Genomic DNA, 15141 nt, shown 5'->3' with positions numbered 1-15141 from the left:
ATGTTTTTAATTTAAAAATTTTCGAATTTTGCATTACGAACGAGTGTGCTATGGTAAGGGTGTCAAATTACAAGGTTAAAGAACATAGTATTCGTAGTTTTTATTCTTTAAGATTTAATTTTATTTAGCTATTAAAATTAAAAAATTATGAATTTATCTATTGATTCTTTTTAAAACATAAACAAAAGCAGCCCACTATACGATTACAGTGGGCTGCTTTTGAAAGGATATAGCAAAAAACTAATGTTAAAAAAAGAAAACAAGAGGTTTTTTTATATAATAAATTTATAATTGCTCTTTTTCAAGTTTGAAAAAGAGCAATTATTTCAATTTGATAGACTATCTTATTTGATATATTTGTTACTGGAATAGAATCAAATGAAATAGATTGTTGGTTTGTTAAACCTTCAATTGCATGTAGGAGTTGCCTTTCTAATTCTTGATCACTTAATTTGTTGAAGGTGGTATTTTTCATTAATTTCGTTCCATATGGAAATATTCTTTTTATTTGACCTAAACATTGTAATTTACATCCAATAATATCTGTCTTGTTTGATTGATATAAATGTTCGTCGTAAATGTTTGCTATAACAGCATACTTGTCAGTTTCATAGAGTAGTTCGTCACCAGAAAACATCTTATCAATGATTGTCTTGACCTGATCAAACTCCTTATTCTTCTGATTCTTCTTATTCTTAGCCTTGCTGGGATTATTCATATTTTCAATTAGATTATATAAATCCATAAAATTATCTACTTCATTCATCAAATGTCTAAATGAATTTATTCTAAATTCTACAGGTATATTGATAAAACTTCCAGCCTCTGAAACACTAATTTTTGAAATATAATCATTAGAAGCAAGTTCATCAATAACTATACTTAGCATCGAAGCGATGGTTTGAACCATTCTATGGCTATGTTTTTCAAGTGTTCCAGATTCTTTATTTTTAGATCCACCCACTGAGCCTCCAAAATTGAACATTTTAAAACCGCTCAATGCTCCGTTAATTTCTGCTTCTACCTTAGATTTGTTGTTCTGTGAGACTGATTCCATGATTTCTGAATATTCATTATAACCACCATTTAATAATGCATAAAGATCAAATAGTCTCGACTGATTAATATAATATGGGGTAAAGATTAATTTCTTTTTCGTGACTTTCATTTTACTGAACCTTTCAATTGTTTTAATTAAAAACATCTTCAATCCTCTCAATATATCGAGAAATTTCTTGGGGTTTTCTACTGCCCCATGGCATCATCTTGAATTTAAGAGCACTAATGTAACATCTCCTTTTTGCACGCGATAATGCAACATAAGCATTGTTGTCTTCTTCGGCCATAGTATCTTCAGTTGCTCTATAATCGGGTAATGTACCTTCATTAAGTCCTAATACAAATGTAGTATCAAATTCTAGTCCCTTAGATTTATGGACTGTAAGCAAAGAAATACCAGACAGATCTGTTTTCTGTGTTTTTCCTAAATGCATGTCATTTATGAAAGAAGTTAGGGACTTATTTTCTGACGATGCAGAATAATTTACCCAATTTGTTTTTAGAAATTTTAAATCATTAATAAGCAAGTATTTGAATTCATCACTAAAATCTCTTTTTTCAGAATAATAGCTAATTAGTGTATCTATCTCTCTAGTAAATAGTTGTATATTTGCATGAATATTCTTTGAAGCGTTAAAAATTTCCGGATAAATTAAATCAATATTTCTGTGTATTTCATTTAAATTGTAATTATCTAATTCAAACATTTCTTTAAAATAATTCATGATGATTTTATTATCAGGATTATCTAATAATTTTATGATGTTTAGTAATACTGTTGCTTCTTGCGTTTCGAAAGAAACTTTTCCAATAGCCCCAATATTATACTCAATTTCTTGCTCATCAAGGAGCTCCTTAATGGTTGTTAATAAATATATATTTCTCCCCAATATTGCTATTTCTTCTAATGGGATTCCATCATTTTGTAACTGACATATTTTCTTAAGGATTTCATCAGCTTCTTCTTCTTCATTTTCATACTGATTAAAAGTTACTTCGCCTTCAATAGGGAATTGCGCAAGACTTTTATCTGCACTGCCATTACTCAATTTGTTAATCATATCAACAATTTTTTTTGCTGATCTATAGTTTTCATTCAACGAAATCACTGAAGCATTAAAATCCTTCCGGAATTGTGTTAACATAATTTCTTTAGACGATCCCATAAACCCGTAGAGAGACTGGTCAGGGTCGCCTATCAACATCACATCATCTACTAATTTTGCCACACTTTTAATTATTTCGTATTGAGCTAAGTTTAGATCTTGAGCTTCGTCAATATACAAGTGACCATAAAGTCTTCGATAAAGAGACTGAGTTTCTTCAAGATTCAAAATTTGATAGGCATAATATAATAAATCATCAAAATCGAAGAGATTTTGGTTAAGCATGCTATTAACATAGCCATCATACACTTCATAATAAATTTTAGAATGCTTAGAATCTGATTCTTTAAAATATTCAGGGGGAATAAATTTATTCTTCTGAGTACTAATAAATTTTGAAATTTTTGTTAACTCATCCAATGAAAAATCATTTAACTTTTCCAACAGGTATGGCGATGCATTAATTACCTCTTTTATTATAAAAAGTTTATCTCGCTCTTCGGAGATTATTCTTAAGTTACCAGGTAGACCTAATTGATAACCTCTATTTAAAACAATATCTTGACAGAAACTATGAATTGTAGTGGCAATTACATTAGTTTTATCGGTGATTCGCTCTTGTAATTCAACAGCTGCTTTATTACTGAAAGTTAAAGCAATTATTTTCTTATTTGATTCATTTTGAACTTTCTCTATTTTTTTTGTTAGCGTAAATGTTTTCCCACTTCCTGGTGGTGCATTCACAACTAAAAAGCCTCTATAATCAATTATGTTTTTTTGTAACTTTGAAGGTAGGTTCATTGTTATACTCTCCTTAATGTAGAAATTAGAAGGTCTAATGATCGGATATTAAAATTAACATCCATCTTCATTGCCAAATAGTGAGGATATTGTGATTTATTGCCTTTGAAATATGTCAAAACCTGATTTTTTAATCTGTCTTCTTTTTTTAGGGTATCGATGTATTCTGAAGGGAGTGCTTTCATACAAGCAAAAGCATTGCTGCAAAAATCTAACTGTTCTTCTATTAGTTCATATTCCATATCAAGTTCTTTGGTGAAAATTAAGTTACAGGTTGAGAGATTTTTGTGTTGTAATGCATTAGGTACTGAATCTCTCGCATCTCCATCTGCGAAAATGATATTTTTAATTGAGTGTAATTCACAAAACTGTCTAAATAAAGGCAGACTATCTTTGCTATTAGTAGCGACGATAGATATCCCCAATTCAAAGGGTTTCTTTTGTAATTTCATTTTTAGATACTCAGTAATTATTATTTTATCTGATATTCCCTCGACTAGAATGACAATATTTGAGAATAAAATTTCTGTATAAAAAGGAAGTATAAAATTCATTATTTTATACCTATCCGTTTGACTGATATCTTTATTTACAGTTTGTAGTTGAGTACTCTCGTCATTAGAAACTCTAAATAGTTGGTAAATACCCAACTCAGAAACTATATTACTAGAGTGTGTTGTTATAAAAGTTTGAGCACTTATTTTATCTAGTTGTGAAACAACTTTATTTTGTGCTTGGGGGTGTAAATGCGATTCAGGTTCTTCTAATAAAACGATGGGGAAATAAGGCAAATTTTCCAGTTCGAGTTGCTTTCTAGTAGATTCAATATAAGATGATAAGGTTAAAATACTAACCCAACTACGTGTACCGTCACCAAACACACTAATGGGCAGATTATTATTAGAGTTTTTAACTTCAATTTCGACACCTTTATCAAGATCATCAAATTTATTTGGAATTGGAATTATACGAAGTTCGTTGATGTTCTCAATTGTAGTTGAAATTTCTGATAAATTATCCTCTATTTCTGAAATGGAAGGTAGTTTTTTACGAATCATTCGGTTAACAATTTCTAGAGCCCTTTCGATATTAGAGGAATCTAGTTCGTTAAGTTTGTAATTTGAGTTTTTCATTAGTTTGCTAAAATTCGAATTTCTGATCCTAAGTTCATCAACAATATCTCTGCTAGAGTCCAAATAGAAACTACCAATACATTTACTTAAATTTTTGGGAAGTCTCCTATTAATATCGGTAAATTCTTGTGATTCCCAATTTAGAATTGGGAATCTATTAATTTCTATTCTTTTAGAGGTGTGATTTTGACTAATGACTGTTCTAATAGAAAAACTCTCTTGATGATACTCATTTTGTACTATATTCTCACCAAATAACATTAACCAGTCTATATCAAATTTATCATCAGTGTTTGGTATCAGCATTATATCGATATAACACACATCATCTTCTTTCATACCTGAATAAAAGTCGAACTCGGAAGGTATATATCGAGGATTAAATACACAATTGATTGCTTTGTTAATGTTTGATTTTCCTGCATTATTTTGACCAACAAATACAGTTTTTTCATTAGTTACTAAAAAATCCATAAATTGTATAGACTTAAAGTTGCTAATTCTAATTTTTTTAATTGAAATCATTTAATAATTCCTTTCTTTAGAATACAAGTTATAATTCAAAGTAATTACTCAAAGAAACGTTGTCTACTATTATTATAGCATTTTATTGGAAAAGTGTAAGTGCTTACGAACAATGCAAATCTGACTATTAATATATAATTGATTTTTATTAACGATTTCAGCACAACAATGATTTCAACACAACTAATACTAATTATTTTAGTTTTTATTTGAATACAAGAATGGTAAGAAAAATAATAAATTTATTATGCAATATTATTAAATATGATTTGTATCATTATATTATTAATGCAAATATTTGTAAAAGTAAGCGTATTTCTGCGGAGGTGGTTAAGTGGGAAAGGTTTATTTGTAGAAGGACGTTCACAATGCTGCTATTGAAAGGTTTGAAGCAATATTTTCGGAAGACTTTGTTGTTTATCTCTCTTTTTCTGGAGGAAAAGATAGTTCAGTGATATTGCAACTCGCGAATATGGTTGCTAAAAAGAAAAATCGAACCTGTAGGTCAAGATATTAGTATTGAGTTAAACATGAAACCAAATTCTTAGGATGCAATTGTCAATAAGGATGACCTTCCTACCAATACGGTTTATACATGGAAGGAAGAAATTGATACTACTACACCAGGAACAAAGTAAGGAACAATTGTTGTTGATAAAACACCAAAAAATAGCGTTGATCCAAATACGCCAGGAATCTATCCAGGAGTCATAGAAATTATCTATCCAGACGGATCCAAAGAAACTAAGAACATTGACATCGTTGTTGAGGAAACTAAGAGATCAGAAGGACCATCTGTATATAAATCTAAAGTTGATACGAATGTTGAAGCCGATAAATTAGGTAAAGATTCTTCAGATGGTGAAATTAATCCAAATGACAAGGATTCAGGGGAAAAACCTAACAACATGCCAGAGATGGATATGAAGGATACATTACCGCAAACGGGTGTAGCAATGTCGAATTCAATACTTTATGGATTTATGATGACTATAATTGGTTTTGTTACTTTAGTTACTAAGAAATCTATGAAGCCAGAAAAATAATCACCAGTTTGATTTTCACTTAAACGAAACTTTATCAATTACTCAGATGAATAGACAAGGCCGCCATTTAATGAGCGGCTTTGTTTTTATTTAATAAGTTTTAAAGTTTATCAAAAATTTGTTGAGAAGTAAAAAATAGGTAAAATAATGTAAGAAAGATGCTTCTTATATTTTGAATGCAAAAGAGGTGTGAGGAGGAATACAATGCGACATACTAAATTAAAAGAACTAGGAATTACCATCATATTTTAGTGTGTAGTTTCTAAATGGAATAGAAATATGTTTATAATAAATCATGACTTAGTAGTTAATCGTTAAATCTTATTAGATATTTTAAGAAAAGAATAGTAGATATAGATACGATAATTATAGGAAATGTTTTGATTTATTTTTTAGTGAAAATATAGGGCTAAATTTGATTCTTATAAGGGAGGTATTCAACGTGAAGAAAGGAATCTTTAGTAAAGTATTATTCATAGCATTGGGAGCCATAATGATGTTGAGTTTAGGATCATGTGCTTCAAATGAAAAAGAAAAATCAAAAGATAGTAAGGAAGTAGTGGTTGGTTTAGACAATACATTTGTCCCCATGGAATTTTTGGATGAACAGAATGAATTAATAGGTTTTGATAAAGAACTTGCCAAAGAAGCGTTCAAAAGAACAGGCTATAAACCTCAATTTGAAAATATTGATTGGTCCATGAAGGAACAATCATTAAACAATGGAACTGTAGATTATCTATGGAATGGATACAGTATTACAGATGAACGCATAAAAAAAGTTGCTTTCTCTAAACCTTATTTAAATAATAAGTAAATAGCAATAACAATGGCTGAGAAACCCTTTAAAAATATAGAGGATTTAAAAGATCAAGCGGTCGGTAGCCAAGCAGCTTCTTCTGTATTAGGAGCAATAGAGAAGGATAAAGAGTTCTTAGCGAACATAAAAAATAAGGAACCAATAACTTATGATATATATGATAAAGCACTTAGAGATTTAGAGATTGGAAGAACTCAGGCAGTGATTGGTGATGAAGTTTTACTTAAATACTATATTAAGCAGAGAAATCCATAGAAGTATAAAGTGCTCGAAGGAGATTTAGGTACTGAAAAATATGCCGTGGGGTTCAGGGTCGATGATATTAAATTAAGAGAAACGATTGATAAGGCACTTGATGAAATAAAAGAAGATGGAACTTTCCAACAATTAGAAGAAAAATGGTTTTAGTAAAGGTAAGCAAGAAGTGGTTGGAGGAAGTCAATGATTGATGGCATTAAAATAGTTATAAAGTTATTTGTTTTCACAACGTTATTTTCGATACCTCTAGGAATTGTAATTGCTTATATAAGAGTTTCAAAAAAGTAAAATCGCAAGAACGGTCACAAGTTTTTATATTTGGATTATGCGAGGGAGTCCTTTATTACTGCAAATGATGTTTTTATATTACGGACTACCGTTATTAAGTGAAAAACTCGTATTTGACAGAATGCCGATAGCGATAATAGCGTTTTCGGTAAATCATGCAGCATACTATGCTGAAATATTTAGATCTGGTCTAAAATCTATCGATAGAGGGTAATTTGAGGCGGCTTATGTTTTAGGTTTTGACAATATCACAAAGTATCGCAGAATCATCTTTCCTCAGGTTATAAAGAGAGTGATTCCTCCCATATCAAATGAACATATTACACTTGTGAAAGATACATCCCTGGTATATATTTTAGGACTTAATGATTTATTAAAAATCGCAATAGGGGCAAGTAATAGAGATCCAAGCTTGATGCCTTTTGTATCTGCTGGATTGATATATATCTTGATGACGGCAATCTCAACTCAACTATTATCAGTGGCTGAGAAAAAGTTTTCGTATTATAGTTAGAGGTGTGAAATATGTTAAAGGTAATTAATTTGAAAAAGAAGTTTAATAGTACAGAAGTCCTTAAAGGGCTATCATTTGAAGTTAGTATGGAAGAAATTGCTGTCGTACTTGGGAAATCAGGAGCTGGAAAAACAACACTGATGCGATGTATAAACGGGCTTGAAGCGTTTGATAGTGGAAAAATAATTGTTGATGATATAGAAATTAATACCAGTTCTGATTATAAAAAAAATAAGAGGACAAATTGGAATGGTTTTTCAAAATTCTAATTTGTTTCCTCATTTAACCGTATTAGAAAATATTATTGAATCACCGCTCAATGTTTTCAATAATGATAAGAATGAAATTGTTGAATTAGCTGAGAAGCTACTTGAGATGGTTGATTTAGTAGCCAAAAAAGATTCTTATCCATATGAATTATCAGGAGATCAACAACAAAGAGTTGTGATTGCGAGAAGTTGTGCTCGAACACCGAAGATTTTATGTTTTGATGAACCCACATCTGCTTTGGATCAAAATAATATTGAAAAAATTATAGAAATTATAAATGTTTTGAAAAGAAAGGGATGGCTATATCGATTATCACGCACGATCCAGTATTTTCAAGAAGAATAGCTGATAAAACTATAAATATAGAGAATGGATTAATAATTGATAAACCCATGAATCCATAATTATTATCCTGAAATAAATAATAGAAGTCAAATTTTATTAAAAGCAGCTCCTTGTGTTGATAATGAAGGAGTTTTTTTAGTCTTGAAGTTTCCATCCACAAACTCATTGTAGTAATGATAAAGATTGGATATGCAACTTGGATACAGTTATTCATTTTAGAAGATATTGAATAGTTGAAAGTGAAGAAATCTATCAGTAAAACGACTTAAAAATGAGCTATCGTCATATTTTGAAGAGTATCCAATATATAAAAATAAAAAATAATTTTTGTATATTGGATAAGTCGATGTTATTGTTTTGTATTAAATTAAAATAGTTTAAGAGCTACCACATCAATAAATGACATAAATAAAAAAAGAAATTTGGGTAAAATGATAAAGTGATAGTGGAGGTGTAGTGATGGAACAATTTGTAATAGATAGAGCGTTTATAGACCGTGTGACTTATGCATTAAGTTTGAGTGCAAAGCATAATGTGATTGGCTATGAACTTTTTTTATATGGTAAAACATTGTTATATTATTGTGATATAAATTTAAGCATTGATAAAGCAAGTTGGATAGAAAGAAAACGAAATTCTTGTATTCAATTTGAAAATTCTACATTAGATTTAAATATCAAGAATAAGGGGGATTTATCTGAGTTTTATGATAAGTATGGTCTCAATACTGAGCATTATTGTTTAACACCGGGATCGGTCCCAATTTTCAATGAACATAATCATTGTGTTGGTGCGCTCACAATCACGGGTCTCACACCTGAAGATGATCATAGAATGGCTCTTAAAGTATTAGGCATAGAAGGAGGTTTGTAATGTTTAAATATGCACAGAAAACAATTGTAAATTATGGTGTCGGCAGTTTAGCAGAGATTGGTAGTTTAATATCGCGTTACGGTAAACGTTGTTTATTTATTAATAATGGTGAGTTATTTTTAGAACCTGCTTATAAAACTGTAAGATTATCATTAGTAGAACACGAAATTAGTTTTGATGAATTTTCCAATATTCAAGCCAATCCAACCGTTGAAAATATCTTAGAAGGGATTGCTTTAACCTTAGAAAATGATTACGATGTTATCTTTGGTTTAGGTGGGGGAAGTGTCATGGATAGTGCTAAAGCCATCTCATTTCTTGCGAAAGAGAGCGACATTGATTGGGATAATGTCTTTGCAACTTACACTTCACCCCATGCAGACTACGAAGATAGAAAAAATGTACTCCCACTCATTCTAACACCAACCACATCAGGGACAGGCTCAGAAATTACCCAAGCAGCTGTCTTGACGTATGGTGATGAGAAATTAAGTATCTTCCACCAACAAATTTTAGCTAAGGAAACCTTAATCGATCCAACGCTAATGTTGACCTTACCGGCATCTGTAACGGCGCATAGTGGCTTTGATGCGTTTACCCATGCCTTTGAAAGTTATGTCAGTTTAAATGCCAATCCCTTAGCGCAACTGGATGCATTAAATGCCATGAAAAAGATTGTCGATACTTTACCTAATTTAATGAATGACCTTCATAATCTTGAACTTAGAGAAGCAATGACACTGGCTTCACTTATAGCCGGTCGTGCCTTATCTAATTCAGGAGCTTCGATTCCACATCCCTTAGCTGAAGTCGTGGGAGGCTATACAAACAGACCTCATGGTGCCATTCTTGCTTCACTATATCCTTCCTATATTCAAACCTGTCAAAAAGAAAACGAAGAAGATTTTAAAACTATTTCTAACTATGTATTTGGAAATGATGATTTATATGAAAATGTTGTGAGTTTTTTAAAAGAAATTCAACTTGATGACTCATTAATGGATCTGGTTGAGCATAAAGAAACACTAGAAAAAATATTAGTACACCCAATAATGGAACATTTATCTTTCGCTGATACATCAACACTGAGAACCATCATAAAAAATGCCTAACATTATAGCAATTGATTTAGATGGTACCTTACTTGATTGTGATAAAAATATATCTCGGAAAAATCAAGAAGCAATCGTAAAAGCGTTAGATGCGGGGTATCAGATCTATTTATGTTCAGGCAGACCGGCTGTGTTTGTATCAAGGATTAAATCACTATTGGATCAGCGATTAAATATAATTGCATTTAATGGCGCGTACTATGAAAATGAAACAGAAATAAAAACATATCCATTACGTAATGAGGATTTGATTAAACTGGATGCACTCATAAGTGAAGATACACCATGTTTTTTTAAAACACTTGATACAGTATATTTCACCCATGAAGACAATCGTTTTTTTTATAAAGGAATGACTAAAAAACAAATTAATAATGTTAAAGAATTAAAGTTTTATGAAATTTTAAAAGTAGTGATACTTATGCAAAACCATCATGCCCAAACACTCAGAGAATTTGTACAGGTTTATGAGTATGGTAATTTTGGTATGGAACTTTCTTGTAAAGAAGTAGATAAAACTCTTCACTTTCAACAAAACAATTATTATGCGATTGGTGATGGTGTGAATGATTTACCTCTATTTAAAAATGCGGCCTATAGTTTTGCTATGAATAATTCCGATGAACGTTTACTTGAATATGCTGATGTAACTGTTGAAAATAATACTTATGAAGGAGTTGCGAAAGCGATTGAAATAATTTTGAACTTACCGCATTAATGGAGTACCTTATTATATGATAATAAAATGAAGAGCGATTATAATAACTATGGAGGGATAATTATGAAACATATTAAAATTGCTGCAGGCTTAGCACATGTTGACTATGGCCACATTGCAGATATTGTCAAGGAAGTAAGTGATGCAGGGGTCGATTATATTCACTCAGATGCCGCTGACATGTACGATTTACAAAACATGAAATTAATGGGAGGACATCAAGTAATTGCTGGTATTCGACCATATACCCAAGCACCCATTGAATGTCATATCTATACGGTGACAATGGACCGCATGTTTATTGAACAAATTGCAGAGGCAGGGGCACAAATGCTCATTATTCCTGCAGAACATTTTATTGGCGCACAACTCGCTTATATTATCAATTGGTGCCGCGAATTTAATTTAAAAATTGGCTTAACCTTGGGTTGCTATACACCGTTATGCTTTGTTGAAGAATCAATTTATGATATCGATCGCTTGCATATTGTGACCCATGGTGTTGATGAAACAGATGGAAAAGACAACTGGGGCTGGCGTAGAAGCGTGACTGACCTGGTCAAAAGAGCACGCGTTATGATTGATGAGAAAAACCCTGACTGTGAACTTGCAATCGATGGTGGTTTACGCCAAGACAACATGGATGAATTAATTGCATGTAATCCTGATGTGATTGTTTTATCATCAGCTATTTTCAAAGATCCACAAGGACCAGCAGCCGGTTACAAAAACTGCCGAAGTGCCATTGATGCAGCTGCAAAAAAATTCAATCTTGAATAATATTAAAACTTACTCAAAGACACTGGTAGTAATTGTACTGATATCCTTACTTACCACATTTGCAGTCAATTTCTTTTTTGTCTTTGATAATCTTGCACCAGGTGGTTTGACGGGCCTTGCCTTAGTCTTGTCACAAATCATTAACTTACCAATTGAATACATGGTTTTATGCATCACAATTCCTTTGTTAATTCTAGGATCATTACGTTTAGGCGCCTCTTTTGGTGCTAAGACTTTAAGTATTAGTCTTTTAACGTCATTAATGATGAGATTTGTACCTAAAGTTAATATATTATATTCAGTTCGCGCTTTCTCACCTATGTTGGCATTTGCCTTGTCAGCCCTTATTGCCGGTGTTTTAATAGGATTATCGATTAGTATTTCTATTAAAAATAAAGCCAGTACAGGTGGTACTGATTTATTAGCAGCCTTAATTAAATCGTTTTTTCATAGTGATTTACCCACCGCTAAAGTGATTGCCATTATAGACTCAATCATTATTATTTTAACGGGTTTAATCAATTACAATATTACGGTTTCTTTATGGAGTTTCATTTCATTACAAATAATCGTAAAAACGATAGAAAAAACGACCTAGATTAAGTGATGTTTTCCGGGTCGTTTTTCTTATTATAATAATCCAATATTTCATTTCTAAGAAAGTCAAGATCATCTTTAGAAGGCAGGGCAGTAATGCTTAGCATTGGTGTTTTATATTGTTTCTCTTTGTTTAATTGTGAGTTGATAATCAGTAAATCAGCATCATAATCCGCGTCTTTAAACTCATTATAGGGAATGATTTTATCAATAACAATTTCTGGAATACTGTGTTCCAAACGATACTTTAACAATTGTCCACCAGACGGGGCAATGGTACAAATTAAGATTGTTTTTAAAGGTTTTTTAAAGCGTTCAATCGCGGAAGCGAGATGAAGTGCTAAAAATCCCATCTCATTTTCTTCCAGTTGATTCCAAAAAGGATTATTAATTAGCGCAATGCTCTCTTTTACAATCCGAAATGTATTTTGATATTGTTTTTCTATATCAGGTAAAAGTGGATTTTGAATGATAATGTCATGTGCCAAACGAATCGCTGTTGGTTTAAGATGATTTAAAAGGTTTTGTATCAACTGTCCGTCTGCCACAAAGGCATGTGGTAAAAGTTCAGTCCAAGTCACAATTAACTTATCGACAAATTGTTCTACTTGATAATCATTGTCTTCTTTAGTGTTTAGGTAAGCTAATAAATAAACTTGTAAATAAAAACATTCATGTTCATGATACTTTCTTTTTTGAATCTTTTCTAGAAGCGCGATGATTTGTCGTGCGATATCAAGATAGGGCTTCTTTTGTAATGCTAATTTGAAAGTCTCTGAAATCTCAACAGTGGGATCAAAATTTTGACGTGACATCGTAACGAGAATTCTAATAATAAAATGCGCATAATTATTGATTGAATCAAACATAACAGAAAAATCAGGTAACTGTTCAATAAGATCAGCAATCTCATCATCAGTCATATCAAAGCCGGGATGTAAAAGATCACCTCCACAAGCACCTTTTTCTTTTTTTATAATTTTAAAAAGAAGATGAAGGGTCCGTTCTTTAGCTAATAAATCAAATATAGCATTTCGCAAGGAACGTTCTTTACCGGTTAAATAAAAAGTCTTATCTTCATATCGATGTAAAGTGATGTTGTAAAATAAAAATAACTTTTCAATCGATTTAATATCGCTATAAACACTTGATTTTGAAATATAAAAAAGATCTGAAAGGGCGTCCATCGTGTAATCTGTTTCAGTTAAAAGCGTTAGAGCAATCGCATCTTGTCTTATTTTGGGAGTTAAATCCGAATCTTGATTATATGACTCTAAGAGTATTTTTAACTGATATCGTTGTTTTTCACTACAATTAAGTAAGATACCATACCCTGTTTTTCTTTCTAGTGTCACATTATATTGGGCTAAAAAGTGTTCGACTAAGTCTAAATCGTTTCTGACGGTTTTATTTGAAACATTTAATTGCTTTGCTAATTGATTACTGGAAATGTAATTGTTTTGATCACATAAAATATTGAGTAACTGTTTGCGCCGTTGATGCATCATGGAACCTCCTATTGTTGTATCACAAAACCTCCTATTATTAATCTAATTATATCATATGAAAGGAAAACTATTTATGAATGAAAAAGAATTTCTTAATGATTTAGAAAAACTTATTGCTCAAAAATCAGTCCGTGATTTATCAACCCGCACAAATCAAGCGCCTTTTGGTCAAGGTATTAGAAATGCGATGGATGTATTTTTAGATGTTGCACAAAGACTTGGTTTTGAAACGGGTGATGTTGATGGTTATGCTGTTTATGCAGAACTTGGTGATAGCAAGCACGAACTGGGCGTTTTAGGACACTTAGATGTAGTGGAAGTCGGTGATTTAAAGGCATGGCGCCATAATCCATTCGAACTGAGTCGAGAAGGTGATGTGTTAATTGCTAGAGGCGTTAATGATGATAAAGGACCTTTATTATGTGCGCTTTATGCAGCCAAAGAAGCGTTTTATAAAGCACGGGAACCCAAAAGACGTGTTCGTATTATTGCCGGAGGTGCTGAAGAAACAACCTGGGAATGCATGGAGCATTATTTCAAACACCACCGACAACCTGAACTCGGCTTTTCACCCGATGGTAATTTCCCAATTGTTAATGGCGAAAAGGGAATTCTTTGTTTTTCACTCAAGTTTAAAAATGAAGGCCATGACGACATAAGCGCTGCACCACGAGTGAATTATATTTGCCATGATCTCAAATTTAATAATAAAACATACACAGGCGCACAGATTTTATCAAGAAACCCCCAAAGAGGCGAAAATGCAATTGATAAATTGATTGATGATTTTGATAATACAGAAATAAACAAAAGAACCTGGGCACAATTCATAAAAGAATATTTCTATAAAAACCCATACGCAAGACAAACAGGATTCTACACAGAACATGAATCGATGGGAAAATTAAGTGCTTGCATGATGTCTTTAAATAGTGAGGCAGACTACGTGATTTTAAATATTGATTTTAGATATCCAATATCAACCAATAAAGAAGCAATAATAAAGAAACTTGAAACCTTGAAGTCACGGTATGATTTTGAATATGAAGTCATCCGCGAGAAAAAACCGTTATATGTCTCAGAAGAAAATGAACTGATTCAAAAACTGAAGAAAGCCTACGAAATTGTAATGCATGAAAAGGCAGATGTCTTAACAAAAGGCGGTGCTTCCTATGCTCGAGTCATGGACTGTGGTGTTGCTTTTGGTGCTTCTTTTCCTTGGGATGATCCCAAACCCCATATGCCCAACGAACAAATGTCAATTGACTCGATCAAAAAAGCTTATGCTATCTATGTCGAAGCCATAAGAACACTGCTTGAAATTTAAACGCTTCCTTATTGATAAGGTACATCAATAATTGTGAAAGGGAACACATAGATTTAAAATA

17 protein-coding genes and 1 pseudogene are annotated in these 15141 nt (G+C 31.9%); 14 read left to right on the top strand and 4 right to left on the bottom strand.

Annotation, left to right across the window (positions count from 1 at the left end; all coding sequences use genetic code 11):
* Positions 1-301 precede the first annotated feature (301 nt).
* The 3 genes from EPJ89_RS00500 to EPJ89_RS00490 are packed head-to-tail and all read right to left on the bottom strand — an operon-like array spanning position 302 to position 4624.
* A complete protein-coding gene (locus EPJ89_RS00500; RefSeq protein WP_200548768.1) occupies positions 302-1204 on the bottom strand; it encodes a DUF6414 family protein in 903 nt (300 codons plus the stop codon).
* Entirely contained in the window at positions 1191-2966 is a 1776-nt protein-coding gene (locus EPJ89_RS00495) for an ATP-dependent helicase (RefSeq protein WP_200548767.1), read from the bottom strand. The genes EPJ89_RS00500 and EPJ89_RS00495 overlap by 14 nt, the downstream gene beginning before the upstream one ends.
* A 2-nt stretch (positions 2967-2968) precedes the next feature.
* Positions 2969-4624, bottom strand: coding sequence for an ATP-dependent nuclease (locus EPJ89_RS00490; protein ID WP_200548766.1), 1656 nt, complete (start codon positions 4622-4624; stop codon positions 2969-2971).
* 554 nt (positions 4625-5178) lie between these two features.
* Between EPJ89_RS00490 and EPJ89_RS08920 the strand changes: the two genes are divergently transcribed.
* From EPJ89_RS08920 to EPJ89_RS00425, 13 genes and pseudogenes are all read left to right on the top strand, one after another.
* Positions 5179-5262: a Rib/alpha-like domain-containing protein gene (locus EPJ89_RS08920; RefSeq protein WP_200548842.1), complete on the top strand. Its 84-nt coding sequence runs from the start codon at positions 5179-5181 to the stop codon at positions 5260-5262.
* Between the two features lie 270 nt (positions 5263-5532).
* Positions 5533-5670: an LPXTG cell wall anchor domain-containing protein gene (locus EPJ89_RS08735; protein ID WP_244660773.1), complete on the top strand. Its 138-nt coding sequence runs from the start codon at positions 5533-5535 to the stop codon at positions 5668-5670.
* Between the two features lie 442 nt (positions 5671-6112).
* On the top strand, positions 6113-6487 hold the full coding sequence (locus tag EPJ89_RS08915) for a transporter substrate-binding domain-containing protein (RefSeq protein ID WP_200548764.1): 375 nt from the start codon (positions 6113-6115) through the stop codon (positions 6485-6487).
* 12 nt (positions 6488-6499) lie between these two features.
* Positions 6500-6745, top strand: coding sequence for a transporter substrate-binding domain-containing protein (locus EPJ89_RS08910; protein WP_200548762.1), 246 nt, complete (start codon positions 6500-6502; stop codon positions 6743-6745).
* 9 nt (positions 6746-6754) lie between these two features.
* Positions 6755-6898 carry a transporter substrate-binding domain-containing protein gene (locus EPJ89_RS08905; RefSeq protein WP_200548760.1) on the top strand — a complete coding sequence of 48 codons (144 nt, stop codon included), beginning with the start codon at positions 6755-6757 and terminating at the stop codon, positions 6896-6898.
* 139 nt (positions 6899-7037) lie between these two features.
* A pseudogene (locus EPJ89_RS08900) lies at positions 7038-7550 on the top strand (amino acid ABC transporter permease).
* 11 nt (positions 7551-7561) lie between these two features.
* Complete coding sequence (locus tag EPJ89_RS08820) at positions 7562-7819, top strand: ATP-binding cassette domain-containing protein (RefSeq protein ID WP_200548758.1); 258 nt, start codon at positions 7562-7564, stop codon at positions 7817-7819.
* A complete protein-coding gene (locus tag EPJ89_RS00450) occupies positions 7800-8165 on the top strand; it encodes an ATP-binding cassette domain-containing protein (protein ID WP_200548756.1) in 366 nt (121 codons plus the stop codon). Before EPJ89_RS08820 ends, EPJ89_RS00450 begins: the two co-directional genes overlap by 20 nt.
* A 459-nt stretch (positions 8166-8624) precedes the next feature.
* The gene (locus tag EPJ89_RS00445) at positions 8625-9038 is read left to right on the top strand and encodes a heme-binding protein (RefSeq protein ID WP_125164603.1); all 414 of its coding nucleotides are present in this window, start codon (positions 8625-8627) and stop codon (positions 9036-9038) included.
* Complete coding sequence (locus tag EPJ89_RS00440; protein WP_200548754.1) at positions 9038-10150, top strand: iron-containing alcohol dehydrogenase; 1113 nt, start codon at positions 9038-9040, stop codon at positions 10148-10150. Before EPJ89_RS00445 ends, EPJ89_RS00440 begins: the two co-directional genes overlap by 1 nt.
* Positions 10143-10868 (top strand): HAD hydrolase family protein, encoded by a 726-nt coding sequence (locus tag EPJ89_RS00435; protein WP_200548752.1) that lies wholly within the window; start codon positions 10143-10145, stop codon positions 10866-10868. The genes EPJ89_RS00440 and EPJ89_RS00435 overlap by 8 nt, the downstream gene beginning before the upstream one ends.
* Positions 10869-10931: 63 nt before the next feature.
* Positions 10932-11648 carry a ribulose-phosphate 3-epimerase gene (locus EPJ89_RS00430; RefSeq protein WP_200548750.1) on the top strand — a complete coding sequence of 239 codons (717 nt, stop codon included), beginning with the start codon at positions 10932-10934 and terminating at the stop codon, positions 11646-11648.
* Entirely contained in the window at positions 11617-12246 is a 630-nt protein-coding gene (locus tag EPJ89_RS00425) for a YitT family protein (protein ID WP_207106274.1), read from the top strand. Before EPJ89_RS00430 ends, EPJ89_RS00425 begins: the two co-directional genes overlap by 32 nt.
* A gap of 1 nt (position 12247) precedes the next feature.
* On the opposite strand, the gene EPJ89_RS00420 is transcribed toward EPJ89_RS00425, so the two are convergent.
* A complete protein-coding gene (locus tag EPJ89_RS00420) occupies positions 12248-13753 on the bottom strand; it encodes a BglG family transcription antiterminator (protein WP_200548746.1) in 1506 nt (501 codons plus the stop codon).
* A 73-nt stretch (positions 13754-13826) separates the two neighbouring features.
* Between EPJ89_RS00420 and EPJ89_RS00415 the strand changes: the two genes are divergently transcribed.
* Positions 13827-15080, top strand: coding sequence for a Sapep family Mn(2+)-dependent dipeptidase (locus EPJ89_RS00415; RefSeq protein WP_244660772.1), 1254 nt, complete (start codon positions 13827-13829; stop codon positions 15078-15080).
* Positions 15081-15141 lie beyond the last annotated feature (61 nt).

This window comes from Erysipelothrix sp. strain 2 (EsS2-6-Brazil) (assembly GCF_016617625.1).
Classification (GTDB): domain Bacteria; phylum Bacillota_I; class Bacilli_A; order Erysipelotrichales; family Erysipelotrichaceae; genus Erysipelothrix; species Erysipelothrix piscisicarius.
Note: the sequence above shows the minus strand (reverse complement) of the source record. Positions and strands in the feature narration are given on the sequence as shown.

What these genes read in the sequence shown, in the direction of transcription:
- EPJ89_RS00440 (WP_200548754.1), top strand. Translation starts at nt 9,038, where the DNA reads ATGTTTAAATATGCACAGAAAACAATTGTAAATTATGGTGTCGGCAGT.
- EPJ89_RS08735 (WP_244660773.1), top strand. Translation starts at nt 5,533, where the DNA reads ATGCCAGAGATGGATATGAAGGATACATTACCGCAAACGGGTGTAGCA.
- EPJ89_RS00420 (WP_200548746.1), bottom strand. Translation starts at nt 13,753, where the DNA reads ATGATGCATCAACGGCGCAAACAGTTACTCAATATTTTATGTGATCAA.
- EPJ89_RS08820 (WP_200548758.1), top strand. Translation starts at nt 7,562, where the DNA reads ATGTTAAAGGTAATTAATTTGAAAAAGAAGTTTAATAGTACAGAAGTC.
- EPJ89_RS00415 (WP_244660772.1), top strand. Translation starts at nt 13,827, where the DNA reads ATGAATGAAAAAGAATTTCTTAATGATTTAGAAAAACTTATTGCTCAA.
- EPJ89_RS00430 (WP_200548750.1), top strand. Translation starts at nt 10,932, where the DNA reads ATGAAACATATTAAAATTGCTGCAGGCTTAGCACATGTTGACTATGGC.
- EPJ89_RS00495 (WP_200548767.1), bottom strand. Translation starts at nt 2,966, where the DNA reads ATGAACCTACCTTCAAAGTTACAAAAAAACATAATTGATTATAGAGGC.
- EPJ89_RS00435 (WP_200548752.1), top strand. Translation starts at nt 10,143, where the DNA reads ATGCCTAACATTATAGCAATTGATTTAGATGGTACCTTACTTGATTGT.
- EPJ89_RS08910 (WP_200548762.1), top strand. Translation starts at nt 6,500, where the DNA reads ATGGCTGAGAAACCCTTTAAAAATATAGAGGATTTAAAAGATCAAGCG.
- EPJ89_RS00425 (WP_207106274.1), top strand. Translation starts at nt 11,617, where the DNA reads ATGCAGCTGCAAAAAAATTCAATCTTGAATAATATTAAAACTTACTCA.
- EPJ89_RS00445 (WP_125164603.1), top strand. Translation starts at nt 8,625, where the DNA reads ATGGAACAATTTGTAATAGATAGAGCGTTTATAGACCGTGTGACTTAT.
- EPJ89_RS00490 (WP_200548766.1), bottom strand. Translation starts at nt 4,624, where the DNA reads ATGATTTCAATTAAAAAAATTAGAATTAGCAACTTTAAGTCTATACAA.
- EPJ89_RS00500 (WP_200548768.1), bottom strand. Translation starts at nt 1,204, where the DNA reads ATGTTTTTAATTAAAACAATTGAAAGGTTCAGTAAAATGAAAGTCACG.
- EPJ89_RS00450 (WP_200548756.1), top strand. Translation starts at nt 7,800, where the DNA reads ATGGTTTTTCAAAATTCTAATTTGTTTCCTCATTTAACCGTATTAGAA.